The sequence below is a fragment of the Streptomyces sp. NPDC002306 genome (genome assembly GCF_053593435.1).
In genome coordinates this window covers 476381-500674 of sequence record NZ_JBSFCK010000003.1, presented here as the reverse complement: position 1 = coordinate 500674, position 24294 = coordinate 476381, and the positions used below count along the sequence as shown (strand labels likewise).

At 68.8% G+C, this 24294-nt stretch carries 24 protein-coding genes and 1 tRNA gene; 21 read left to right on the top strand and 4 right to left on the bottom strand.

The annotated features are described in order from the left end of the window. Positions 1 to 438 precede the first annotated feature (438 nt). Positions 439 to 891, top strand: coding sequence for a GntR family transcriptional regulator (locus ACWCQK_RS09870; RefSeq protein WP_451153756.1), 453 nt, complete (start codon positions 439 to 441; stop codon positions 889 to 891). Then, positions 888 to 1790 (top strand): phosphotransferase enzyme family protein, encoded by a 903-nt coding sequence (locus tag ACWCQK_RS09865; protein WP_451153754.1) that lies wholly within the window; start codon positions 888 to 890, stop codon positions 1788 to 1790. The genes ACWCQK_RS09870 and ACWCQK_RS09865 overlap by 4 nt, the downstream gene beginning before the upstream one ends. Here ACWCQK_RS09865 and ACWCQK_RS09860 read toward each other — a convergent pair whose 3' ends face one another. Beyond that, positions 1791 to 3083: a PaeR7I family type II restriction endonuclease gene (locus ACWCQK_RS09860; RefSeq protein WP_451153752.1), complete on the bottom strand. Its 1293-nt coding sequence runs from the start codon at positions 3081 to 3083 to the stop codon at positions 1791 to 1793. A 25-nt stretch (positions 3084 to 3108) separates the two neighbouring features. Next, positions 3109 to 4491 carry a hypothetical protein gene (locus tag ACWCQK_RS09855; protein ID WP_451153750.1) on the bottom strand — a complete coding sequence of 461 codons (1383 nt, stop codon included), beginning with the start codon at positions 4489 to 4491 and terminating at the stop codon, positions 3109 to 3111. A 627-nt stretch (positions 4492 to 5118) separates the two neighbouring features. Here ACWCQK_RS09855 and ACWCQK_RS09850 point away from each other — a divergent pair. The 16 genes from ACWCQK_RS09850 to ACWCQK_RS09775 all read left to right on the top strand — a co-directional run bounded on the left by ACWCQK_RS09850 (position 5119) and on the right by ACWCQK_RS09775 (position 18483). Further along, positions 5119 to 5892: a DUF4097 family beta strand repeat-containing protein gene (locus ACWCQK_RS09850; protein ID WP_451153748.1), complete on the top strand. Its 774-nt coding sequence runs from the start codon at positions 5119 to 5121 to the stop codon at positions 5890 to 5892. A gap of 42 nt (positions 5893 to 5934) precedes the next feature. Continuing rightward, positions 5935 to 6384: a DUF3307 domain-containing protein gene (locus ACWCQK_RS09845; protein ID WP_451153746.1), complete on the top strand. Its 450-nt coding sequence runs from the start codon at positions 5935 to 5937 to the stop codon at positions 6382 to 6384. Positions 6385 to 6477: 93 nt separating this feature from the next. Continuing rightward, positions 6478 to 6768, top strand: coding sequence for a hypothetical protein (locus ACWCQK_RS09840; protein ID WP_451153944.1), 291 nt, complete (start codon positions 6478 to 6480; stop codon positions 6766 to 6768). Beyond that, a complete protein-coding gene (locus tag ACWCQK_RS09835; protein ID WP_451153744.1) occupies positions 6765 to 7430 on the top strand; it encodes a GGDEF domain-containing protein in 666 nt (221 codons plus the stop codon). Before ACWCQK_RS09840 ends, ACWCQK_RS09835 begins: the two co-directional genes overlap by 4 nt. Continuing rightward, positions 7430 to 8539 carry a conjugal transfer protein gene (locus ACWCQK_RS09830; protein ID WP_451153742.1) on the top strand — a complete coding sequence of 370 codons (1110 nt, stop codon included), beginning with the start codon at positions 7430 to 7432 and terminating at the stop codon, positions 8537 to 8539. Before ACWCQK_RS09835 ends, ACWCQK_RS09830 begins: the two co-directional genes overlap by 1 nt. A 47-nt stretch (positions 8540 to 8586) precedes the next feature. After that, positions 8587 to 9612 carry a phosphoadenosine phosphosulfate reductase domain-containing protein gene (locus ACWCQK_RS09825; protein ID WP_451153740.1) on the top strand — a complete coding sequence of 342 codons (1026 nt, stop codon included), beginning with the start codon at positions 8587 to 8589 and terminating at the stop codon, positions 9610 to 9612. 167 nt (positions 9613 to 9779) lie between these two features. Beyond that, positions 9780 to 11969 carry a cell division protein FtsK gene (locus ACWCQK_RS09820; protein WP_451153738.1) on the top strand — a complete coding sequence of 730 codons (2190 nt, stop codon included), beginning with the start codon at positions 9780 to 9782 and terminating at the stop codon, positions 11967 to 11969. A 141-nt stretch (positions 11970 to 12110) separates the two neighbouring features. Further along, the gene (locus ACWCQK_RS09815) at positions 12111 to 12368 is read left to right on the top strand and encodes a hypothetical protein (protein ID WP_451153736.1); all 258 of its coding nucleotides are present in this window, start codon (positions 12111 to 12113) and stop codon (positions 12366 to 12368) included. 23 nt (positions 12369 to 12391) lie between these two features. Then, a complete protein-coding gene (locus ACWCQK_RS09810; RefSeq protein WP_451153734.1) occupies positions 12392 to 12661 on the top strand; it encodes a hypothetical protein in 270 nt (89 codons plus the stop codon). Continuing rightward, entirely contained in the window at positions 12658 to 12852 is a 195-nt protein-coding gene (locus tag ACWCQK_RS09805; RefSeq protein ID WP_020133974.1) for a hypothetical protein, read from the top strand. The genes ACWCQK_RS09810 and ACWCQK_RS09805 overlap by 4 nt, the downstream gene beginning before the upstream one ends. Positions 12853 to 12865: 13 nt before the next feature. Then, positions 12866 to 13369 carry a hypothetical protein gene (locus tag ACWCQK_RS09800; RefSeq protein WP_451153731.1) on the top strand — a complete coding sequence of 168 codons (504 nt, stop codon included), beginning with the start codon at positions 12866 to 12868 and terminating at the stop codon, positions 13367 to 13369. 15 nt (positions 13370 to 13384) lie between these two features. Beyond that, on the top strand, positions 13385 to 13705 hold the full coding sequence (locus ACWCQK_RS09795; protein ID WP_451153729.1) for a MazG-like family protein: 321 nt from the start codon (positions 13385 to 13387) through the stop codon (positions 13703 to 13705). Positions 13706 to 13793: 88 nt separating this feature from the next. Next, positions 13794 to 14711, top strand: coding sequence for a DNA primase (locus ACWCQK_RS09790; protein WP_451153727.1), 918 nt, complete (start codon positions 13794 to 13796; stop codon positions 14709 to 14711). Between the two features lie 316 nt (positions 14712 to 15027). Next, positions 15028 to 16590, top strand: coding sequence for a YfjI family protein (locus tag ACWCQK_RS09785; protein ID WP_451153725.1), 1563 nt, complete (start codon positions 15028 to 15030; stop codon positions 16588 to 16590). A 300-nt stretch (positions 16591 to 16890) separates the two neighbouring features. After that, positions 16891 to 17118: a helix-turn-helix domain-containing protein gene (locus ACWCQK_RS09780; protein ID WP_451153723.1), complete on the top strand. Its 228-nt coding sequence runs from the start codon at positions 16891 to 16893 to the stop codon at positions 17116 to 17118. An 84-nt stretch (positions 17119 to 17202) separates the two neighbouring features. After that, positions 17203 to 18483 carry a tyrosine-type recombinase/integrase gene (locus ACWCQK_RS09775; protein WP_451153721.1) on the top strand — a complete coding sequence of 427 codons (1281 nt, stop codon included), beginning with the start codon at positions 17203 to 17205 and terminating at the stop codon, positions 18481 to 18483. Between the two features lie 36 nt (positions 18484 to 18519). Here ACWCQK_RS09775 and ACWCQK_RS09770 read toward each other — a convergent pair whose 3' ends face one another. Both ACWCQK_RS09770 and ACWCQK_RS09765 read right to left on the bottom strand, forming a co-directional pair. Beyond that, positions 18520 to 19266, bottom strand: coding sequence for a TIGR02391 family protein (locus ACWCQK_RS09770; protein ID WP_451153719.1), 747 nt, complete (start codon positions 19264 to 19266; stop codon positions 18520 to 18522). A gap of 148 nt (positions 19267 to 19414) precedes the next feature. Then, positions 19415 to 19486 (bottom strand) — tRNA-Cys (locus tag ACWCQK_RS09765). Between the two features lie 215 nt (positions 19487 to 19701). Here ACWCQK_RS09765 and ACWCQK_RS09760 point away from each other — a divergent pair. The 3 genes from ACWCQK_RS09760 (at position 19702) to ACWCQK_RS09750 (ending at position 24217) form a co-directional block, all read left to right on the top strand. Beyond that, positions 19702 to 21168 carry an MFS transporter gene (locus tag ACWCQK_RS09760; RefSeq protein WP_451153715.1) on the top strand — a complete coding sequence of 489 codons (1467 nt, stop codon included), beginning with the start codon at positions 19702 to 19704 and terminating at the stop codon, positions 21166 to 21168. 229 nt (positions 21169 to 21397) lie between these two features. Next, on the top strand, positions 21398 to 23200 hold the full coding sequence (locus ACWCQK_RS09755) for a DEAD/DEAH box helicase (protein WP_451153713.1): 1803 nt from the start codon (positions 21398 to 21400) through the stop codon (positions 23198 to 23200). Positions 23201 to 23575: 375 nt separating this feature from the next. After that, positions 23576 to 24217, top strand: a complete 642-nt coding sequence (locus ACWCQK_RS09750; RefSeq protein WP_451153711.1) for an IclR family transcriptional regulator — start codon at positions 23576 to 23578, stop codon at positions 24215 to 24217. The last annotated feature ends 77 nt before the right edge of the window (positions 24218 to 24294 follow it).

The following is a 24294-nucleotide window of genomic DNA, read 5'->3' as shown; positions in this document are numbered from 1 at the left end:
TCGACAAGGGCCGCTGCGCCAAGAGGGAGCGGGGTTCTACGACCACACGACCACATGGCTTTCCCGGACCACCGGCAGGCCCGCACTGGTCTTCAACCAGCCGTACGAACCGGTGGACCCGGCCGAGGTTCAGGAGCTCATCAGCGAGTACCCGTCTCTCACGGCCGAGGTTGGGCCGGAGAGTTGGTACGGCTCAGCAACCCTTGGCGTCTACATCTGGAATGACGGCAACCGCTCCTAGGCTGTTCGGGCGCCGCGATAACTTCGCGCTGAAGGGCCGCGAGGTTGGCCCTTCAGCATCGCGCCCGGGGGCACTGGAAGAGAGCACTGTAAGGCAGCAGGAGCGTAAGGCCTTCGGCCGGTCGCACGGGGCGTGGCAACCTTGTTTCCGTTAGGTGCCCACCGGGCCACCGCCGAGGTCGAGGAAGGGGAGGCCACGTGCCGCAGGGCAGTCCGCGAGGTACGTACCTGGAGGTCTCGGAATCTCTCCGCGAGAAGATCAGGGACGGCGAGATCACTGAAGTGCTGCCGTCGCAGTCGGCACTCGTGAGCAGGTACGGCGTGAGCCGCAGCACCATCGAGCGGGCGCTCGCTGCGCTCAAGGCCGATGGTGTGATCGAGTCGGTACAGGGCGCCGGATGGTACGTGGCCGGGACTGGCGACCGCCGGCCGTTGGTCGAGCGGGTCACCGACCTGTTGCGCGGGGAGGGGGCGAAGGTGGGCGACCGCTTCCCGACCGAAAAGGAGCTGTGCGAGCGGTTCGGTGCGTCCCGGACCGCCGTGCGCTCTGCTATCGCACAGATGGAAGGTCAAGGGCTGATCGGCAAGGGGGCAGGGCGAGGTCGGGAAGTCCTTAGGCTTCCGACCGAACGGGAGGCGCAGACGGCATGACGACGAGGGAACGCACGGAGTTCGACGCGGATGCGGCAGAGGCCATCCTGCGCCGGGCATGCGTGGTCGCCGACCTGGAGCCTGACGGCATCGAGATCCTTCGGCTAGGCGACCATGCCGTGTTCCGTGTCGACGGCGGACGGATCATCTCGCGAGTGGGAAGGGGCGCCGACCGCCTTACCGCGGTGCGGCGAGAGGTAGCCGTGGCCCGTTGGCTCGCGGACCAGGGGTATCCCGCCGCCCATCTCGTCACGGACGCCGAACAACCGATCGTGATCGAAGACCAACCGGTCACCTTCTGGGAAGGACTCGCAGACGGCGACACATACGCGAGTACAGCGGAAATGGGCGTGCTACTACGGCGGCTCCATGACCTAGAGCCGCCGCCTTTTTCACTGCCGCGACTCCAGCCGTTTGACAAGGTCGTCAGCCGCCTGGAGCGCGCTGTCATCCCGGAGAGCACTCGTGCATATCTGCGCTCGATGGCGAGAGATTTGGAGGCCGAGTATAGGCGCCTCGAATTCTCACTTCCGTCGGGTCACGTGCACGGTGACTTCAATGTGGGTAATGTCCTGCGTGACGCGGCCGGACATCCGCGCGTAATTGACCTGGACGGATTCGCCACGGGCCCCCGTGAGTGGGACCTGATGCAAACAGCCATGTACTATGACAGCTTTGGATGGCATACGGAAGCTGAGTATGCAGATTTCGTGGCTGGTTACGGATTCGACGTGCGCGAATGGGCCGGGTACGCAGTACTGCGGAGCGTGCGAGAACTTCTGATGGTTACGTGGCTCTCGCAGAACGCGGGCGCGAACCCTCGGGCCGCTGACGAGGTTGAGAAGCGGGTAGCGACTCTCCGGTCAGGCGGATCACGCCGAGACTGGGCTCCCTTCTAGCTAGGGTTCACGCGTGTCGAATTTGCGGACCAAATCGACGATGGCGTCCCCGCTTACCTCACGCACACCAGGGCCACTACGCACATAGAACCTTCCGTCATAGGTAACAGGAGTGTTCATAGCCCTGACGTCGATTCTCCAGAGCAGATACCCTTTATAGGTGAAGGGGGTCAACGATGAGGCCACTTCTTCGGCGAACCGAGGCGTCAGTTTAGCATTCCTTATCTTGCTAACGAGCCAGCGGAAATGCTCATCAATACTTCTTCCTAGGCGATCTATCTCGTGCCTCGTCCCGGTGATATAGAACCCCCCAACCTCAATGCTATTTACAGAAGAGAATCTTTTGATTGCGGCCGCATCTTGAGCATCATCTGCAACGCCTACAAGGATCACGCCCTCCGCGCCTGTTCCTGTATTAGCCATCGCTGACGCAATTTTTAGTATCTTGTCGAAATTTCTGTCATCGAATTTCGTCGGGTCGTTGACAGCGCAGAATCCTTGCTTGATCTCGAAAAGAGCGTCCTCCGTCAGCTTGCTCGACAACATCCCCTCAAGAGCGGCTTCGTCCCCCTGGGTGCTCAGGTGGCTGATGTCATTCTTTTTGGAGAGCAGTTCGAAGTATGCGTCGAGAGTTATTCCGTTTCTTTCATGGCGTGCTGCCAGAACGAGTACATCTTCCGCCAACTGCTCGATAAAACTGCCCAACTCCATCGATCGATGCGGTTGACTCAACGCGGACTTAGGGTCTCCATTCGAGACGATGTAGCAAGCATTATCGTAGAGGCGAGTTTCTAGGAGTCGTTCGTAGAAGTGGTCTGAAATACGGCTGAGGGTACTAGAACGCAACTCGACAGGCGCATTGGGCCTGACTCCGCGAGGAAGCGCAAAACGCTCTTGACGTTCTTCCTCGATGAATATGAAGCCAAGGTGCGGCCGGATGCGGTACAGGTCCGGATGTCCGTAACGCATCCTTACGTCGGCGGCAATGGTGCTCAATTCCTGCATATGATTCCGCATATTATTCCTGAAGGTGGCTGCGGAACCTGCCTTCCAAACTATTGCCGCGAGTGGAACACTGTCCTTGCTGATCACAATATCCCAGCTTCGATCAACACCTCGCACCATCGGAAGGGTTGCATCGCGCCCCCGCTTAATCCAATCCGGGTCCACACCGCGAGCGACGAGCTCGGCAATCAGGGCTTCTTCGAGGCGTTGCCCGGCTTGATCGTATGGATGGCCCGGGCCGCCTTCTCGGACCCAAAACTGCTTCGCTGCCTGACTTACTGATTCCAACTTTCCCTACCCTCATCGAATACATTTAGGGTGTCAAGCCGCATTGCTGCCAGAGGCGGAAGGTGCGTGCCTCTTCCACGAAAGTGCGGAATTCCGTAGCACCCCGCATTGCGGGTCCAACGCCTTCGCGAAATTCTCGAACGTACTGAACGCAGCGTGCTGACTTCAGTCCCTCGCCGAGTTGCAGTGCATTCTTGGCAATTTCGCAGCCGCGCTCGATTTCACCTTGGTTGATAAAGGCTTCGGCCTGCACCATGGTTGCGAAGAAATCGCTTCGATTGTTCAGGCCATCGCCGAAAATTGACCCCGCGCCGCGTTGCGCCGCTTCTGCGGACCGACCCAAATCGCGGAAGCAATGACCGATCTCGGCTGCAAGTTCCACTTCATCGAAATACGCGATGTAGGGCGGATCGCTGTCCGGGGTCTGCTGACTGAGCTTGCGCTCTGCCTCAACCAAGGCGAGGTCGCACCCTCGCTCGTCGCCGAGACGGGCTAGAGCTCGCGCCTCCATAGCCCGGAACTGTGCGGACATCGTGGGCCCTATTACGCCGGCCGGTCCTGTGTAAGCCGCCCGAGCAAGAGTGGCGGCGTCCTGATAGCGCCCGAGGAACGTGGCCTGGTGGCTCATTGCGGAAAGGATGCTGCCGCCAAGGAGCCGGTCCCCTGCTGCTTGTGTCATGCGCAGTGCTTGGATGAAGTACCGCTGAGCGATGCCGTGGAGGCCGCTGTCGTACGACATCCACCCCGCAAGCAACAGGGCTTCTGCCACGGCCGAGTAGAGCTGTTTGCCCACGGAGTCGGAGTACTTCCCGTCCAGCATCGGCCGGACGTCGGTGTGCAGGTACTGGATCAGCGCGCGTCGGGCGTGACCACCGCCGAACTTGCCATCGAGCATGCTGAACGCGTCAGCGGTGGAACGGATCATTTCCACGTCCACCGTGCCGATCGCACGGTTGCCGCCGCGCGTCAGCTCCCCGTCCGGCGGGGCGACGATCCAGCGTAGGGAAGCCGTGTTCCAGGCGGCTGAATCCGGCTGCGCTCTGACCAGCACCTCAGCCTCAGCAAGGTCGGCCCGCCAGAGGTCCGTGACGGTCTTGGCCGTCGCCTCAGGTCCGTCTGCGAACTCAAGTCCGAGGTCAGGCTGTACTGAGGACACGGCCGCGTCACCCATGCCGATGTCGTCCAGGGTGAGCCGGCGCCCCACCTTCTGCCCGACGGCATCCGCGAGGAACTGCGGCATGTTGCCGCGGGGCATCGCCCCCTTGAGCCATCGCGAGACGTACGTGTGATCGCAGGTGATGTCCTCACCTGACCGAGCGGCAGCGGCGACCACCGCGCGAGCAAGGGACTTGTGCGAGAAGTCGCCTTCCTGCATGAGCGCGGCCAGCCTGGCGTTCCGGTCTGCCATGGGACCCCCAGAGTGCGGCCGTAGTAGCAGCTTGACTCATCGTCACTCTACGCAGGTCAGGCCCGGGGTGCAGAGGGTTCGCACCTAGGAGTGCACGAGTGCACCCCCAAGTACTCGCTCCCGAACCGCGCCTTGGGTGGCGACAGTTGAATCACCACCGCACGGGGCAGGCCGGCGGTTCCGAGTCGAAAGCCACGGGTTGACGGCGCGGAATCCTTCTGCCAACGTGAGTGGTAGGTAATACACACCACGCATTGGGGTGTGTGGCGCCGAAGCACGACCAATGGGGGCCACGTCCACCGGACGCGGACTCAAGGGGCCCGGGACAGAGCGGGCCGAGGGCGCACCCGACCCTGGTCATTCGGGAGGGCTTAGACCGAAAGGTCACGTCTCCATACGCCTACAACGGGGTCATGCCGAGCTACCTGACACGGGCGCGGCACCCCCGAAGGAGACATCGTCACCGCCCCGGCATCACGCCGTGAGGGCGCCCGATCGGATCGGGCCCGGGCACTTGGCCCGTCGCTTCGTGCGGCGTTGGCCTGCTTACCGAGCGCGGCGGCTCCCGGACAAGGACATCCCGCCGCGCTCGGCCTCTTCATCCCGACACAGTCAAGGGGTTCTTCCATGACCGAGCGCGTTTTCGTCTCCGAGACCTCCGGCCCGATCGTGCTGGGCCTGTCGCTGCCGGTCGGCAGCGTCCGCGTTCAGGTGCTCGACAGCCTGACCACCGCCCGCGTGGTGCTGCGCACCGACGACCCCACCGGCCCGGCCGCGGACGCCGTCAACCGCGCCCGCGCTACGCAGAACGGGCAGGCGTTCGGTATCGAGGTGCCGGAGATCCCCGGCAACGTGATGGTGCAGAGCCGCCGCGGCAACCGCATCGTGCAGAACGTCAGCACGGTCTACGGCTCGGTGACCGGCGTGACCATCGTCAACGGCCGCGTCGTCTCCGGCGGCATGAACGGCATGCAGAGCGTGAGCCCCATCGAGGCCACGGTGTGCCTGCCCCCGCATTCCTCCCTCGCGGTCGTCTCGCAGTCCGCCGACGTCGAGGTCTTCGGCTACGTCGACCGGATCGAGTTCCGTTCCGTCTCTGGCGACCTGGTCGCCGACGGGGTGCGGGAGCTGCGGGCCAATACGACCTCCGGCGACATCCAGGTCGGTCGCGTCACCGAGCAGATCACTGCGCACTCGGTGTCCGGTGACATCGACATCAACTTGTACGACGGCCGCGCCGCCACCCTGGGAACCACCTCCGGTGAAATCGAGGTGCAGGCCACCAACGGCGCGTCCGGGCACGTCAGCGCCCACAGCGTCTCCGGTGACGTCCGCCTGTCCGGTGCCCGGCACCTGAGCGTGTCCGCCAACACCGTCTCCGGCCGCGTCCGCAACGGCTGAACCATCGCCCGGCCCTTCCACCCCTGATTAGGAGTCGCCCCGATGGCTGCTGCTGTCTTCGCCGCCGTGTTCATCGCCCTGTACGTCGCCCACAGCGTGGGGGATCACTGGGTGCAGACCTCTCACCAGTCCGCGCACAAGGGCCGCCCCGGCTGGGTCGGCCGTCTCGCGGACGCCCGGCACGTCGCCACCCTCACCCTCACCAAGCTCGCCGTGCTCATCCCGGCCGCCGTCCTGTTGGGACTGCACCTGTCGGTGGTCGGCGTCGTCGTCGGCCTCGCGGTCGACGCGGTCACGCACTGGTGGGCCGACCGGCGCAGCACCCTCGCGTGTCTCGCCCGGGTGACCGGCAAGGGCGAGTTCTACCGGCTCGGTGCCCCGCGCGCCGACCGCGACGACAACCCGCACATCGGCACCGGTGCCTACGCGCTTGACCAGTCCTTCCATCACCTGTGGCTGCTGGTTGCCGCGCTCATCATCGCCACCGTCTGACCCCCGTTCTTCGCGGGGCGGTCGCTCCCGGACAGGACAACCGACCGCCCCGCGCCCTTCCCGACGCTTTCAAGGAGAGACCTCACCATGCGTATGCGCACCTACGTCTCTGGCCAAGAAGCCCACGGCGACCTGGAGTTCGCGGAACTGGCGCTCGGTATCGACGTCGACCTGTTCCGGGGCCCGCTGGAGTTCGAGACGGACGACGAGCGCGCGGCCCGCGAAGACGTGGCCCGTGACGTGCTCGCCGACCTGAGGGCGGAGGCGGCGGCCGGTGACGACATCGCCGGTTGGGACGCCCTGTACGCCGACGCGCTGACCCGCACCGTGCCGTTCCTGCGCTCGGTTCGCGGCCACCGGCCGGGGACGGGGGAAGCGGCATGAGCGAGCTGGTGTTCGCCCTCGCCGGTGGTCTGCCGTTGGCGGCCGGGTGGTCGGTGCATGCGCTGCGGCTCGCGCGCCGGATCGAGGCCGCCCGCCGTGACCCGCTGACCGGTCTGTGGACGCGGGACGCGATCGAGGCCCGCGCCGTAAAGAGCCTGTCGAAGGGGCAGCAGCGCGCCGTGCTCGTCCTGGACCTGAACTGGTTCAAGGAGATCAACGACACCCACGGGCATGCGGCCGGAGACGCGGTGATCCGCGCGACCGGCATGCGGCTGGGAGCGTGGGCGGCCGGACACCACGGCGTGGCCGGACGGCTTGGCGGAGATGAGTTCGCCGCCGTGGTCGACGTGTGCGGCGAGGCCGACACCGTCACCGGCAACGTGAGCGCCAAGGTGCTGGAACTGATCGGCAGCCTTGAGCGGCCGGTGCCGTTCGAGGGCCGGGACATCGACGTGTTCGTCTCGGTCGGGGCGGCCCGCTACTGGCGCGGCACCGCCGACCTGTCCGGGTTGCTGCGGCAGGCGGATGAGCACATGTACCGGGCCAAGCGTGAGGGCGGGGGAGCCAGCATCGCCCCGCGGTACGAGACGACTCCCGCCCTGCCCACCGTCCACGGCCGCCGCTACGGCCGGCCGGGCACCACCGGCAAGGAGGTGGCGTGATGAACGCCCACAAGCCGCTGACGAACACTCAGATCGGTGTCCTAACCGCCGCGTTCGTGCCCATGCTCGCCACCGGCGTGTTCGGCGGGATCGGCACGTACAGCAACATCGGGCACGCCTACGGCAAGGGCACCGCGCTGGGGGCGCTCGCCGCCGGCGAGGGCGCCACGGCCGTGCTCGCCCTGGTCCTGCTGGGACTGACCATGCTGGGCCAGTCCTCGCCGCGCATCGTGCGCATGGGGCTGTGGGCGCTTCCGGCCGCCGCCGCCGTCATGGGCGCCATGGCCGCGCCCGACGGCGGCCGGACCGTGATCTACGCCCTGACCCCGATGGGCATGTCCGTGTCGGCGGAGGGCATGGCGTTTCTCGCCCGCCGGATCGTCGTGCACACCGACGGCCGCGACGCGGAGAACGAGCGGCGCACCGCCGACATCGTCCAGGCCCTCGCGTACCACCGCGCCCGCGCCGCCCAACACCCGACCGCTTGGGTCAGGAAGCTCTCGGAGCGTAAGTCGTGGCGTCTGGCCCGCAAGGTCGGAGTCGGGGACGCGGCGCTCGGATCGCGGCTGCTGGAAGTCCAGCGCGACCGGATCACGGCCGGTGCGGATGCCGCACTCGGGTCGATGTTCGGCGGCCTCACCCCCGCTCTCGCCCCGATTCCCGACACGGACGCGAATGAGGAGGAATCTATTGAGACCCTGAGGAATCGGTCTATGGCTGACCTGCGGGAATCGACCCCGGCCCCGGTGGTGACACTGGCCCGACTTTCGGTCCCCGATCCGGTCGCGGTCGACCTGGGCAAGTCGATTCTCCCGCTCAAGCCGGTCGCCCCCGTCCCGGCCCCGATCGCCCCGATTCCGCCGGTGGCGCCTGCGGCGGCGCGCCGACGGGTGACCGGTCGGGTCCCGGGGGCCGCGAAGTCGCCCCGACCGAAGCGCACCCCGGAGCAGTTGCTTGGCGAGACGCGCAAGGTCACGGCCGGGTGGCCGGACAGCCGGATCACGGCTGAGGGCATACGCCGCGAGGTCCGCACATCGCCGGCCAACGCGCGGATGCTGCGGGACACACTGCTTGCCGAACGGGCCCGCACGGCGGGAGTGGTTGCGTGACCTCCCGCAATCGGCGCAGGCAGGCGGCCGGGGACATGTTCCCGGGCATGGCCGACCGCATCACCGGCCGGCCACCGAAAGCGGAAGCGGAGCCCGAGGCTTTGACCTTGGATGAGGCGATCGCTCGTTCGTTCGCGATCCTCGATCGCGTCCTGGCTGCGTTCCCGGTCATGGCCACGGTCGGGTTGTTCTCCGGCGGCAACGACTCGGTGGTCGTCAACCACCTCTTCCGCCACCGTGTGGATGCGATTGCGCACGTCAACACTGGTACCGGCATCCCGGAAACCACCCAGCACGTACGCGACGTGGTCGCTGCCTGGGGCCTGCCGCTGCACGAGCTGCACCCGAAGAACTCCTATCAGGATCTCGTGCTGGGCAACGTGCTAGCCACCCGCGGCAAGAACATCGGCCGTCCGGTATGGAAGGGCTTCCCCGGTCCTGCCGGGCACTCGGTCATGTACCGCAGGTTGAAGGATGAGCCCCTGCAACGCCTGCGAGCGGAGATCATCGGCCGCCACGGCCGCACCCGCAACGTCGTCTACCTCGGCGGTATGCGCTGGGCCGAGACCGACCGCAGGTTCCGCAACGCCGAAGAGGTCGACCGCGAAGGCGCCCTGATCTGGGTCTCGCCGATCGTGCACTGGACCGACGCCCACATGCGCGAATACCGCGACCGCCACCGCTGCACCCTCCCGCACCAGCACGCCGAACACCTGGTGTGCACCCCGGACGCCCTCCCGCTCAACGAGGTCACCGTGCACCTGCACATGTCCGGGGAGTGCCTGTGCGGAGCGTTCGCCAAGCCCGGCGAGCTCGATGAGATCGAGTTCTTCTACCCCCACGCCACAAAGCCGCTACGGGAGTTGGAACGCGAGGCCGAAGCCGCGGGCCTGCCTGCGTGCAAGTGGGGCGAGCGTCCGCCCGGCTCCCGTCGCCGGCGTCGCCCGGCCGGGCGGCTATGCGGCAAGTGCGAGGCCATCGAGGGACAAGCCGATCTGCTCGCGGAATGGCGCGAGTCCGGCCTGATCACACCCAGTCAGTTCGACACCTTTACCCGCTCCGACGCTGCCTGATTGGACTCCGGCCAACGGCGACTGGGAAGGCCCGGTCATCGTCGGCGAGCGCGTTTCCAAAAGCCACCAGAACGTGACTCTGACAGCAGTCTCGGGCCCGGCCGCCCACCTCCTACAGCGTCGGCCGGGCCCGCTCTCCCTCACACCCGAAAGCGGAAGGAACCTCAGTGAAGCACCCCGATGACGACAACGAACTCTTCAACCGGCTGGAAGCCGAAATGGCCTCCGACACCACCCCCAGCGAGGGGGCGGACGTGGTCGACCTCGACAAGGCCCGCGCCGCACGCGAGTCGACCCCGACCGCCGACCCCGCGTCGACCGACCCGACCGCCCGACGGTTGGTCGACGACCCGGCCGTGAAGGCGGCCGGTCCCGGCTACCTGGGTCGACTGGCGGCCGCTAAGCGGCGGGACGTGGTCCCGCTGTGGCTGCGCTCGGTCGCCGAACTCAAGACCGCGTCCGCGTGGGTGGCCCGCCACTACGCCCACACCGCCGGATATCACGCGCTGCGCACTCCGGTGTATGCCGCCCGGCTGACCATGCAGGCCCCGTCCGGGCTGGCCCGGTTCGTGGGCGGCACCATGCGATGGGTCGCCGACCGCGAGGGCGAGCCCGTGCGTCTGGCGGCCGTGCGCCGCGAGGACGCGGCGGAGTACCTGAAGCTGTCGCGGCAGCGGGACGGACGGGTGCGTCTGCGCACGCTGGTCATGGTGCTGGGCATGTTCGTCGGTCTTGGTCTGGCGCTTGCCCTGTACGTGCTGGCCCCCGACTGGCTTCAGGCCGTCTCGGTCGGCGCCGTGCTGCTCGCGCTGGGAATGAACGGCCGCAAGGCCGACCAGCCGGTCATCTACCGGGCGGTGGAGATCCCCAAAGCGTCCAAGCTCACCAGTGACATCGTGCTGCGGGCCCTGGGAGCGCTGGGCATTCCGGCGATCAGCCAGGCGCAGGCCAAGGGCCGGGACGGGTTCGAGTTCACCGCCCCGATCACCCGCGACGGCCCCGGCTGGCGTGCCACGGGCGAGCTGCCCTACGGCGTGACGGTCACGGACATCATCGAGAAGCGCGAGCGCCTCGCCTCCGGTCTGCGCCGCCCGCTGGGCTGTGTGTGGCCGGAGGCCGCCCCGGAGCACCCGGGGCGGCTGGTGCTGTGGGTGGGCGACCAGGACATGAACACTGCAAAGAAGCCCGCGTGGCCGCTGGCCAAGTCGGGGACGGTCGACCTGTTCAAGCCGGTCGCGTTCGGCACCGACCAGCGCGGACGCTGGGTGGAGATCACCCTGATGTTCATCGCTGGAGTGATCGGCGCGATCCCCCGCATGGGTAAGACCTTCCTGCTCAGGCTGCTTCTGCTGATCGCGGCGCTGGATCCGCGGGCGGAGGTGCACAGCTTCGATATGAAGGGCACCGGCGACCTGGACCCGGTCGGCAACAACGTGTCCCACCGGCACGCCGCCGGTGACGATGACGAGGCGATCCTCTACGTGCTGGGTGACTTCCGCGCCCTGCGCGAGGAACTGCGCCGGCGGGTGAAGGTGATCCGCTCGCTGCCCCGGGACATCTGCCCCGAGAACAAGGTGACCAGCCAGCTTGCCGACAAGAGGTCGCTCGGTCTGCACCCGATCGTGGTCGGGGTGGATGAGTGCCAGGTGTTGTTCGAGCACCCCGAGCACGGCAAGGAGTTCGAGGAGATCGCCACTGACCTGGTCAAGCGGGGACCGGCCACCGGGATCGTGATGCTGCTGGCCACGCAGCGCCCGGATGCCAAGTCGCTGCCCACCGGGATCTCCGCGAACGCGTCCGCACGGTGGTGCCTGAAGGTCATGGGCCAGACGGAGAACGACATGGTGCTGGGCACCTCCGCCTACAAGCGCGGGGTGCGGGCGACCATGTTCGCCTGGGGTGACAAGGGCATTCACTACTTCGTCGGCGAGGGCGCCGACGCCCGCATCGTCTCCTCCGTCTACGTGGACGCCCCCGGCGCCGACGCGATCGCCGAACGCGCCCGCAGCATTCGCGAGAAGGCCGGACTGCTGTCCGGCTTCGCGCTCGGGGAAGCCCCCGAGGCGGTCACCGGCCCCGCCTACGACCTGCTCGCCGACGTCGTCGCGGTGGTGCCGGAGGCGGAAGAGCGGGTGTGGAACGAGCGGATCGCCGCTCGCCTCGCCGAACTCCGCCCCGAGGTCTACGGCGGCTGGAAGGGCGAGAACGTCACCTCCGCGCTCAAGCCGCACGGCATCCGCACCCGCGACGTGGCCGGGACGACCGAGGACGGCGCCCGCACCACCCGGCGCGGCATCGTCCGCGCCGACCTCCTCAAGGTGATTGCGGAGCGTAACGAAAAGCCGGGTGCCGCATAGCCCCGACAGGGTGCTACCGGTAGCAGGTCCGCCTGCTACCGGTAGCACCCCCGCTAGCACCTCAAAACGCATCCCATCTGCGATCTAGCGGATAGCACCCCACCTGCGGAAACCCCTGGAAACCCGCCCGGAGGGCCCCTGATGACCCCCATCCTCGCTGCTATCGCCTGCCTGCTCATAGTCACGCTCGGTTACGGCGGTCTGTGTGCGGCCTCGCCGTTCGGCGACTGCCGTCGCTGCCGTGGCATGGGCCACGCGATGAAGACGGACCGCAAGGGACGGCTCAAGCGCGGCAAGGACTGCCGCCGCTGCCACGCGACCGGCAAGCGCATACGCGTCGGCCGCTGGCTCTACAACCGCTGGGCCCGCATCTACCGCTCCGGCACCAACACCCCCTGACCGCCCGCCGAAGGAGTCCCGTCATGCGCAAGGCCCTCGCGTCCGCCACGGCGGTCATCGCCGCCGTCCTCGCCCTGACCGCATGCAGCCCCGACTACGCCCCCGGCCCGGCCGGGACCGTGAGCGACCGCAGCGCCGCCTATCGCAAGGCCGACGGCTGGCACTACCGGCTCGCCGTCACCACCACCGACGGCAGCCGCCACGACTTCCGGGTCACGCGCGACGACTACCGGCGCTGCTTCCACGGCTCCGCCTATCCCACCTGCACCCACCGCACGGAAGGCTCCCGGTGATTTTCGACATCTCCGCTGTGTTGCTGTTCGGCGCCGCGTCCGCCCTCGCCGTCAAGACCAAGTCGGCCGGCGGCGGCGCGGCCATCGTCCTGTTCCTGTTCGGCTTCTTCACCGCCGGGACTGGCGCGTACGACCCCATCGTCAGCGTCGTCAAGGCGACCGCCGATGCCCTGTCCGCCCTCGGCAACTGAAACGGAGATCTCAGTGAACGAGTCCAGCCCTGCTCAGGTCCGGACCGGCGTCCCGCTGACGGACGACCAGGCCGCTACTGAGGCCGCGCGGATCATCGCCGACGCCTACCGTCCTGCCCCCGTCATCCCCAAGTCCTACCGCGACACGAGTCCGCTGCCCGCGCACGGCGACATGCCGCCGGTCGTGCAGCCGGGGGTGCCGCCGATGTCCCAGCGGGCCGTGGACGCGAGCCGTCTCATGCTCACCGCCGGACTGGCCACCGTCCCGCCCGGCCTGATCACGATCGGGGTACTGATCGCCTCCCGGGAGGCGGACCCGACGGTCATCGGGATGATCTGCGCCGCCCCGGCCGCCGTCGCCGTGCCCGTGCTCGCCCTCGCCCGCCTGTTCCGGCGGATCGGCGAGGCCGCCCCGGACGAGCACCACCACCACTACACCGGGCCGGTCCATCAGGACCACACCACCACCCACACGCGAGGCGTCTTCGCGCGCACTCACAACGACCACCGCCGCTAACCCCAGGGAGACCCAATGAGCGCCATCTTGCTGCCCGTCGCGGCCCGCATCGCCGCTGCACTCAACACCGCCAACGGCGTGAGTGAACACGAGATCGCCATGCGCCTGATGAAGGTCACCGAAGAGGCTGGCGAGGCATCCGCCACCTACATCGGCATGACCGGACAGAACCCCCGCAAGAACATCACCCACACCACAGCCGATGTCGTCGACGAACTGTGTGACGTCATCATCGCGGCCGCCGTCGCCCTGCACGCCTTCACCGGCACTCCGGGCCCGGACCTCACCGCCAAGCTCGACACCGTCGCCCGCCGCCTGACCGCCACCCAGCACTAGCTCTGCCGAGGGCGGCGGCTCCCGGACAAGGACAACCCGCCGCCCCCGGTCTCCAGTCCCGACGACACAGAAACAGGAGACCTCCAGCATGACAGCTGACGGCACGACCCGGCTCCCCGCCGGCGGGAATCACCCGGACGGGAGCCACCTGCACACCGCCCTCGCCCTCGCAGCGGCCGGCGTCCCGGTCCTGGCCCTGCGCGCAGGGAAGGTCCCGTTCGGCAACTGCCGCACCTGCAAGCACAACGCCTGCGGCGGACGCCCCCACATGAAGGCGGCCGGTCCCTGCCAGTGCCCCGCACCGTGCCACGCGTGGGCCGCCGCCACCACCGACCCGCACGTGATCACCTCGCCCGCGTGGGCGGCCGTGTGGCGCGAGGCCGTGGCGATCGCCTACCACCCCGGCGGGGCCGGACTGACCGTCGTCGACCTGGACAACGCGGCGGCCGTCGACTGGTCCCGCAAAACCCTGCCCGCCACCCGGATCGTGCCGACCACGCGCGGCGAACACTGGCTCTACCTCGGTGCCATGCCGTCCGCGAACGCGGTACGGCCGGGTGTCGACGTCAAATCATGGGCGCAGTACGCCCGTTGGCTCGGCCCCGGGACCGGCCGCATGGTGCCCCTCCCGGCGGCCGTGCGCACCCTGGTCGTGAAGGAAGACACCACCCCCGCCCGGCGCGGGGTGGCCTCTTCTCTCCCCGCCCGCGCTCCGTGGGACCGGTCGGTGGCCACCGGGTGCCGCCACACCGAGCGCTACGTCCGCACCGGACTGGAACGCGGCCTCGCCCTCGTATGCGCCCGTACTGAATCCGGCGCCGGATCACAGGCGTTCGGCGTCGCCCGGTTCCTCGCCGCCCAGCACACTGCCTGCCCGGGACCGTGCGGCCTCGCCGCGATCGGCGACGAGATCGTGACCGCCGCCGTCTCCGTCGGGGTCCCGGAGGCGTACGCGCGGCGCGCGGTCGCCAACGGCCTTGAGACGGCTGTGGAGCGTGCGGCATGACCAAACCGTCCCGAAACCCCGCGAACGACCCTCAGGACGCCGTACAGCCCCCGCCACGGGCGACCGTGTGCGAACCGAAGGGCGCCGCCCGCAAGGGCGTCCATTCTGCTGTTGGTCCTGACCCGCAGACGGTTACCGTCACCGGCATCACGCTGGGACTCCAAGTCCACTGCGAGGGCATCCCCGTTGCGGACTGGCTCTGTGCCTGCGGGGAGCACGAACGCGCCCGGGGCCGTGCCGCCGTCATCAGGCTGACCGCTCGCGTCATCGTCGGCATCTGCCCCCACACCACCACCGCCGAAGGGAGGGCCGTCTCATGACTCCACAGCCTGTGGACAGCCCCGACCTGTGGGCCGGACTGCCCGCCCTGGAAGACCCGCCCGGCGAGGACGACACGACGCCGGAGGTGTGGGAGGACCCCATTCCCCTCACCGGCCGCCGCGAGCGTCCCCCGTTCCCCGCCCACGTCCTCCCCGCGTGGCTAGGGGAGTTCGTGACGGCCGTGGCGCAGGAGACGCAGACCCCGGTGGACCTCGCCGGATCGATCGCGCTGGCCGTGCTCGCCACGGCGGCCGGCGGCCGGTCCGTGGTCCACGTGCGCGGCAACTGGCGGGAACCGACCAACCTCTACACGGTGGTGGCGCTCCCGCCCGCCAACCGCAAGTCCGCCGTCTTCGCACTGCTGACCAACCCCCTGTATGAGGCGGAGAAGCAGCTCAAGACCGCGATGAAGCCGGTCATCGTGGAAGCGGAGCTGACGGCACGCCTGGCCAAGGAAGCGGCGGACAAGGCCGCTGCCAAGGCTGCGTCTGCCGACGTGGACAAGCGGGATGAGATTGTGGCGACCGCCGTGGGCCTCGCGCAGACGGCCGACACGCTCACCGTGCCGGCCGAACCGGTGCTGCTGGCCGATGACTCGACACCCGAGACGGTCACCTCGCTCATGGCGGAGCAGGGCGGGCGGCTGTCGGTGATGAGCGCTGAGGGCGGCATTTTCGACATCATCGCCGGGCGGTACTCCGGGGCCCCCAACATGGAGGTCTTCCTCAAGGGGCATGCCGGCGACCGCCTCAGGGTCAACCGGCAGACCCGCCGCGAGTACATCGACGCCCCCGCCCTGACCATCGGCCTCGCCGTACAGCCGGACGTCCTCAAGGACATCGGGAAGGTGAAGGGGTTCGAGGGACGCGGACTGCTGGCCCGCTTCCTGTACTCCCTGCCCGAGTCCACGGTCGGCGAACGCGAGATCATCACCGACCCGGTCCCGGAAGAGACGGCCGCCGCTTACACGGCGAAAGTCATTGATCTGACGATGTCGTTGGCGGAGTGGACCGACCCGGCGGTTATCCAGCTCTCTCCCGAGGCGGATGCGGCCCTGATTGCCTATCAGAAGCGCATCGAACCGCAGCTCAAGGCGCGCGGCGGCATGCTGGGTCACATCTCCAACTGGGCCGGAAAGCTGGCCGGGGCGACCGCCCGCATGGCCGCGCTGCTGCACCTCGCCGAACACGGCGGAGGCGGCTACGCCCACCCCGTCACCGCCGACACCATGAACGCGGCCATCGAGCTGGGGCAGTACTACACCGCCCACGCGCTTGCCGCGTTCGACGCCATGGGAGCCGACCACACAACCGCCCGCGCGCACAGCGTCCTGGAAACGCTGCGCACGCACCGGTGGACCGAGGTCAGCAAGCGCGACCTGATGGTCAAGCTCTCCCGCTCGGAGTTCCCCACCGCCGCGGACCTGGACCCGACGCTGAACCTGCTGGAAGACCACGGCTACGTGCGCGCCCAACCCCTCGTGCGTACCGGCGGACGCGGACGGCCGCCCTCGCCGCGCTACCTGGTCCACCCCCGGCTGACCGATCCGACCACCTGAAGCCGCCCACAGAAACCACAAAATCACAGAAATGCCCGCTGCGATCCCCTGACCTGCACAGACAGTCAGTTCCCAGGGGTCGCGGCACGCCGCCACAGAATCTCGCAGAGAAGCCACAGAAATAAGCCCGGCCCGCCCCGCCGGACTGGCCCCCTTATTTCTGTGGAACCTTCGTCGATTTTTGTGGCGGCCAGCACCGCCCCGCATCAGTGCAGGTCAATCCCGTGATCGCGGGTTTCAGTGTATTTCGTGGTTTCTGTGGCGGCACCCTCCCGTGAACCCTCTCCGCTGGAGTGAGCCTTGGACGAACACGACACCCTCGCTGCCCCCACCGACGACGACCCGACCCTCGTACTCCTCAAAGTTGAAGAGGCTGCTCGCCGACTCCGCATCGGCCGGACGACGTGCTACGCGCTGATTCGCTCCGGAGAGCTGGAGTCCGTACCCGTCGGGCGCCTCCGACGCGTCCCCGCTGACGCCCCCGCCGCGTACGTCGCCCGTCTCCGGGCCACCCAACGCGCCGCTTGACCAAGCCCGGGGCGGCGGTCCTCCCGGACAGGACAACCCGCCGCCCCGGTCCCCATCCCGACACCAAGAAACAGGAGCCTGCCTGTGGCAGAGGACGAGAAGAAGCGCACCCGGCAACCGAACGGCCGTAGCTCGATCTACTTCGGCAAGGACGGCAAATGGCACGGCCGAGTAACCGTCGGTGTCCGCGACGATGGCACGCCGGACCGCCGGCACGTCGAACGCAAGACCAGGACCGAGGTAGCGGAGGCTGTCCGCGAACTGGAGAAGCAGCGCGATGCCAAGACCGTGCGGAAGCCCGGCAAGGCGTGGACGGTCAAGGCATGGCTGACCCACTGGATTGAGAATGTCGCGCCCCTCGCCGTGAACGACAACACGATGGTCGGGTACGGCGTGGCCGTGCGGAAGCACCTCATTCCCGGCTTGGGCGCTCACCGTCTCGACAGGCTGGGGCCTGAGCACATTGAGGTGTTCTACGCCAAGATGCAGGCCAACGGCAGCAAGCCCGCGACCGCTCACCAGGTGCACCGGACGTTCCGGGCCGCGCTCAACGAGGCCGTGCGGCGGGGCCACCTCGGCAAGAACCCGGTGTTGTTGGCCAAGGCGCCGAAGACCGGGGATCACGAGGTAGAGCCCTATACCGTCCTAGAGGTGCAGCGGCTGTTGAAGGCCGCTGGCCAGCACCGTAACTCCGCACGGTGGGCCGTTGCCCTCGCGCTCGGCCTGCGTCAGGGGGAGGTGCTGGGGTTGCAGTGGGTGGACGTTGACCTTGATGGTGGGTTCCTCATGGTCCGCCGTAGCCGCCACCGGCCGCAGTACGCCCACGGGTGCACTGAGCCGTGTGGGCGCAGGGCCGCCGGGTACTGCCCGCAGAGGCGACGGACCAACCCGGAGTTGACCGTCACCAAGTCGCGCGCTGGCCGCCGTGCGGTCGGTCTTCCCGAACAGCTCGTTGACCTGCTCCGGGCTCACCTCGCGGCGCAGGAGGTGGAGAAGGAGACGGCCGGGAAGCGCTGGGAGGAGAACGGTTTGGTCTTCCCAGACGAGCACGGCCGTAGCCCCTCCCATCGTCGGGACTGGGCCGAGTGGAAGGCCCTACTCACCGAAGCGAAGGTCCGAGACGGGCGTTTGCACGACGCACGTCACACGGCCGCGACGGTGCTGCTGATCCTTGGCGTCCCCGAGCGAGCGGTCATGGGTCTCATGGGGTGGTCGACCACCGCCATGGCTGCCCGCTATCAGCACATGGTGGACACTGTGCGAGCCGATGTCGCCCGACAGGTCGACGGTCTGATCTGGAAGCCCGAGACGGACAGCCCCGACGATGACGATGGCGGCACCGGCGTGCTCGTACCGGCCAGGTGAACGATGGGGGCGGACCGGGGACCCGCCCTCATCCTCCTAGGTCACAACCTGACACTGATCTATTAGCCGCGCGAGCACGCTGAACGTGGCCAACTGCTCAAGCGCCTCCTGCTCAAGCAAATCGCTCACCCCGTGTGCCGCAGGGTTGCGTAGTGCGGAGTATGCGCCTTGCCCGAGGAGCAGAGCGCCACGCTGAAGGCTTTTGACGTCTGGGCTCTTCTGATCGCCGGGGATTCGGAGACGTGGCCTTCCCGGCTCTGGGGGGTTGGGGCTCAGTGCCTCCTGCACCAGAGCGGCATCGGTGACGTCTCGTCGGCCAAGCTTGTCCTGGACATGAGCGCTGATCGCGCTGGCAGCCGCGTGGACTGCCGCACGAAAGTGCTTTGACTCCCAGAACGTACGAGCGGCATCCCACACCCACGGATGGAACTGGGTAGCTGGAAGGGACGGGCCGTCCGGTGCAAGCCGAGTGGCCCACTCATCCATATCTCTTAGGACGCCGAGGCCGCGCCGGACTTGGTTCCTGGCGGCACTCTCCCCGCCCAGACGCTCAAGAGAGAAGTCCTTCGTCAGTTCGGGGTCGAGACGTTTCAAGATCTTCTTGACCGTGGGTTCGGCCGCGAATAGCTCAGCCCGGAGAATCCTCATCCTCGGCTTGATCTTGGGTGCATACCCGGGGAACGTGCTTTGCGCAACGGTCGGCCTCTGCCCCTTGAGCTCCAAGTACTCGGTAGTCATGGTCTCGAACGTTTCGAGCCGCTGTCGCATCCAGTCACGATCCACGCGAAACAGCGTAGGGATGGACCGATCGTCATGCAGTCCATTTTCCCGACCTGGCGACCAACCGAGACGGGAACTGAGACGGACGGCAGAGAGGGCAGCGCTCCCGGAGGAGTGCCGCCCTCTCGTTCTCCCTGTTCAAGATAGGTAGAGGCCGTGGCGGGAATCGAACCCGCGTAACTCGCTTTGCAGGCGAGCCCCTCAACCACTCGGGCACACGGCCGGGTCGGCGGGGAGTGTGCGCTCCCTTCCGGACTCGGTGACATGACCGTAGGGCGGGGTGGGGGAGGGGCTCAAGGGGAACGCGGGGGCCGCAACGGGACTGCCATACGCCGTTCACGATGGGCGTGAACGGGACGGTCCTACGACCAAGGTCCCGGATGCGGCCCCGCCTCTCGACAGGGGTCAAAGCCGGTCGCGCACCTTACGCTGGCGGGCATGACCGTCCTGGAACCACGCGACACCGGCGTCGCAGAACCCGCTCGCACCGCATCGGCCGCCGAGCCCGTCGATCTCGTCGAACCCGACGAGGCCACCGTGCTGGGGCGGGCCTACCGGGCGCTCAGCATCGGCGTCGTGTCGGTCGTGCTGCTGATCGCGTTCGAGGCGACGGCGGTGGGGACGGCGATGCCGGTCGCGGCGCGGGAACTGGACGGAGTGTCGCTGTACGCGTTCGCCTTCTCCGGGTACTTCACGACCAGCCTGTTCGGGATGGTGTTCGCCGGGCAGTGGTCCGACCGTCGAGGGCCGCTGGGGTCGCTGACCACCGGCATCGCCGCCTTCGCCGCGGGGCTGGTGCTGTCCGGCACGGCGGGCACCATGTGGCTGTTCATCGCCGGGCGGGCCGTGCAGGGGCTCGGCGGCGGGCTGGTGATCGTCGCGCTGTACGTCGTCGTAGGCAGGGCCTATCCGGAGCGGCTGCGGCCGGCGATCATGGCGGCGTTCGCGGCGAGCTGGGTCGTGCCGTCGGTGGTCGGGCCGCTCGCCGCCGGAGCGGTGACCGAGCAGCTCGGCTGGCGGTGGGTGTTCCTCGGGATACCCGTCCTGGTCGTGTTCCCGTTGGCGCTCGCGCTGCCGCAGATACGGCGGCGGGCGGCCGGTGCCGTGGACGGGAAGCCGGCGGCCGCCTTCGACCGGCGCCGGATCCGGCTCGCGCTCGGCATCTCCCTCGGTGCCGGACTGTTCCAGTACGCGGCCCAGGATCTGCGCCCGCTGTCCCTTCTCCCGGCCGCCGCGGGCGCGGCGCTGCTCGTGCCCGCGGCGCTCGGACTGCTGCCCGACGGCACCTGGCGGGCGGCCAGAGGACTGCCCTCGGTCGTGCTGCTGCGCGGGCTGGCGGCCGGGTCCTTCGTCGCCGCCGAGTCCTTCGTGCCGCTGATGCTCGTCACCCAGCGGGGCCTGTCGCCGACGCTGGCCGGGTTCTCGCTCGCGGCGGGCGGCGGGACGTGGGCGCTGGGCTCGTGGGTGCAGTCCCGCCCGCGTGTCGAGCCGTACCGGGAGCGGCTCACGACCCTGGGCATGGTGCTCGTCGCGGCCGCCGTCGCCGCCGCGCCGAGCGTGCTGATCCCCTCCGTGCCCGCCTGGACCGTGGCCGTCGCCTGGGCGTTCGGCTGCTTCGGGATGGGCCTGGTGATCTCCTCCACCAGCGTGCTGCTGCTCCATCTCTCCGCCCCGCAGGAGGCCGGCGCCAACTCCGCCGCCCTCCAGATCTCCGACGGTCTCTCCAACGCCCTGCTGCTCGCGGCGGGCGGCGCCGCCTTCGCCGCGCTCGGCGGCGGCACCGTCGCCCACACCGCCACCACGGCCTCCGCCTCCCATCCGGCGGCCTTCGTCGTGGTCTTCCTGCCGATGGCGGGGGTGGCGCTGGCCGGAGCCTGGGTGACCACCCGACTGCGGGAGCGGTGAGCGGCGAGAACGCTGTGGGACGAGGAAGCGGCGTACGCCCTGGTCATCGGTGTGGCCTCGGACGGGGAGAGCGAGGTGGCGGTGATCGCGGGGCGGCCGCGGGCGCTGTGATGTGAGTCCCACCCGCCGGTCGTCCGGCCTCGTCCGCGCGTCGGCACCGCCGGGCCGCCGGTAGGGTGGCCCGGTTGTCATACGTAGCCGAGCCGCCCCTACCCCCACCACGGAGACCGTGACTACCACCGCCGCCGCCAGCTCCAGTTCGTCGCACCACCTCTCACCCGCCTTCCCGGGCCGTGCCCCCTGGGGCACCGCAAGCAAGCTGCGTGCCTGGCAGCAGGGGGCCATGGAGAAGTACGTCCAGGAGCAGCCGCGTGACTTCCTCGCCGTCGCCACCCCCGGCGCCGGCAAGACGACCTTCGCGCTGACGCTCGCCTCCTGGCTGCTGCATCACCATGTCGTGCAGCAGGTGACGGTGGTCGCGCCGACCGAGCACCTGAAGAAGCAGTGGGCCGAGGCGGCCGCGCGGATAGGGATCAAGCTGGACCCGGAGTACAGCGCGGGTCCGCTGAGCAGGGAGTACCACGGCGTCGCCGTCACCTACGCGGGCGTCGGGGTGCGGCCCATGCTGCACCGCAACCGGGTCGAGCAGCGCAAGACGCTCGTCATCCTCGACGAGATCCACCACGCCGGTGACTCCAAGTCCTGGGGTGAGGCCTGCCTGGAGGCGTTCGAGCCCGCCACCCGGCGGCTCGCGCTCACCGGTACGCCGTTCCGCTCCGACACCAACCCCATCCCCTTCGTGACGTACGAGGAGGGCAACGACGGCATCCGGCGCTCCTCCGCCGACTACACCTACGGCTACGGCAACGCGCTCGCCGACCACGTCGTCCGCCCGGTCATCTTCCTCTCCTACAGCGGCAACATGCGCTGGCGCACGAAGGCGGGCGACGAGATCGCCGCCCGGCTCGGCGAGCCGATGACCAAGGACGCCGTCAGCCAGGCCTGGCGCACCGCGCTCGATCCGCGCGGCGAGTGGATGCCGAGCGTGCTGCGCGCCGCCGACCAGCGGCTCACCGAGGTACGCAAGGGCATCCCGGACGCCGGCGCTCTCGTCATCGCCTCCGACCAGGACTCGGCGCGCGCCTACGCCAAGCTGATCCGCGAGATCACCGGGACCAAGGCCACCGTCGTCCTGTCCGACGACACCGGCGCCTCGAAGCGCATCGACGACTTCGCGGCGAGCGAGGACCGCTGGATGGTCGCCGTCCGCATGGTGTCCGAGGGCGTCGACGTGCCGCGGCTCGCGGTCGGGGTGTACGCCACCACCATCTCCACGCCCCTGTTCTTCGCCCAGGCCGTCGGGCGTTTCGTGCGCTCCAGGCGGCGCGGCGAGACCGCGTCCGTCTTCCTTCCGACCGTCCCCGACCTGCTCACCTTCGCCAACGAGATGGAGGTGGAGCGGGACCACGCCCTCGACAAGCCGAAGAAGGAGGGCGAGGAGGACCCGTACGCCGAGTCCGAGAAGGAGATGGAGGAGGCGAACAAGGAGCAGGACGAGGACACCGGGGAGCAGGAGCAGTTCTCCTTCGAGGCCCTGGAGTCGGAGGCCGTCTTCGACCGCGTCCTCTACGACGGCGCGGAGTTCGGGATGCAGGCCCACCCGGGCAGCGAGGAGGAGCGGGACTACCTCGGCATCCCGGGACTGCTGGAGCCGGACCAGGTGCAGCTGCTGCTCCAGAAGCGGCAGGCCCGGCAGATCGCGCACAGCCGCAAGAAGCCGGACGGCGAGGCCGACCTGCTCGAACTGCCCGCCGAGCGGCGGCCGGTCGTCTCCCACAAGGAGATGATGGAACTCCGCAAGCAGCTCAACACGATGGTCGGCGCGTACGTCCATCAGAGCGGCAAGCCGCACGGGGTCATCCACACCGAGCTGCGGCGGGTGTGCGGCGGGCCGCCCAGCGCCGAGGCGACGGCCGGGCAGCTGCGGCAGCGGATCGCCAAGGTGCAGGAGTGGGCCACCCGGATGCGCTGACGGCGGCGGCACGACTCCGAGGTGCGCCGGTGGCGGGACTTCGAGGTGTGCGCCGGTGGAGCGACTCCGAGGTGCGCCGGTGGCGCGCGCGGCGCGGTGTGCGCTGTACGTACCGGGACAAACGCAGGTAGTCCATACCGGCCACTGACCGGATTCTGGACGGAGCCTTCCGCTGAGCGAACCGGCTTCGCTACTGTCCCGCTACGCACACGCCCCGTGGCAGCGCCGCCGCGGAGCGCAGCCGTGAAGCGACCGCGCCCGGGGCATCCGGGCCGTCCTGCCGATCGGCGGCCTCTGACGCGCGTCACGTACGGGACTCCGGGACGCAACCGCCGCGAAGGGGTCGCCGGCCTCACCACCTAAGGAGTGGGCGTCGTGACCGCGGAGACCTCCCAGACGCTCGACCGGGGACTGAAGGTCCTCAAGCTGCTGGCCGACACGGACCACGGACTGACGGTCACCGAACTGTCGAACAAACTGGGCGTGAACCGGACCGTCGTGTACCGGCTGCTGGCCACGCTGGAGCAGCACGCGCTCGTACGACGTGATCTGGGCGGGCGGGCCCGGGTGGGGCTGGGTGTGCTGCGGCTGGGCCGGCAGGTGCATCCGCTGGTCCGGGAGGCCGCGTTGCCGGCGCTGCGGTCGCTGGCCGAGGACATCGGGGCGACGGCGCACCTGACGCTGGTGGACGGCGCGGAGGCGCTGGCCGTGGCGGTGGTCGAGCCGACGTGGACGGACTATCACGTGGCCTACCGGGCCGGGTTCCGGCACGCGCTGGAGCGGGGGGCCGCGGGCAAGGCGATCCTGTCGGCCCGGCAGCAGCCGGCGAGGGAACCGGGGTACACCCTGACGCAGGGCGAGCTAGAGGCGGGAGCGTGCGGGGCGGCCGCGCCGCTGCTGGGGGTGACCGGTGTCGAGGGCAGCGTGGGCGTGGTGATGCTCGCGGACGCGGTGCCGGAGCGGGTGGGCCCGCGGGTGGTGGACGCCGCCCGCGAGGTCGCCGAAGCCCTGCGCTGAAACCGGCGTCCGGGATCCGTACCGGGGGCACGGTCCGCTGCGGCGGCCCGGTGGGAGACGGATGTCGCACGGTGAGC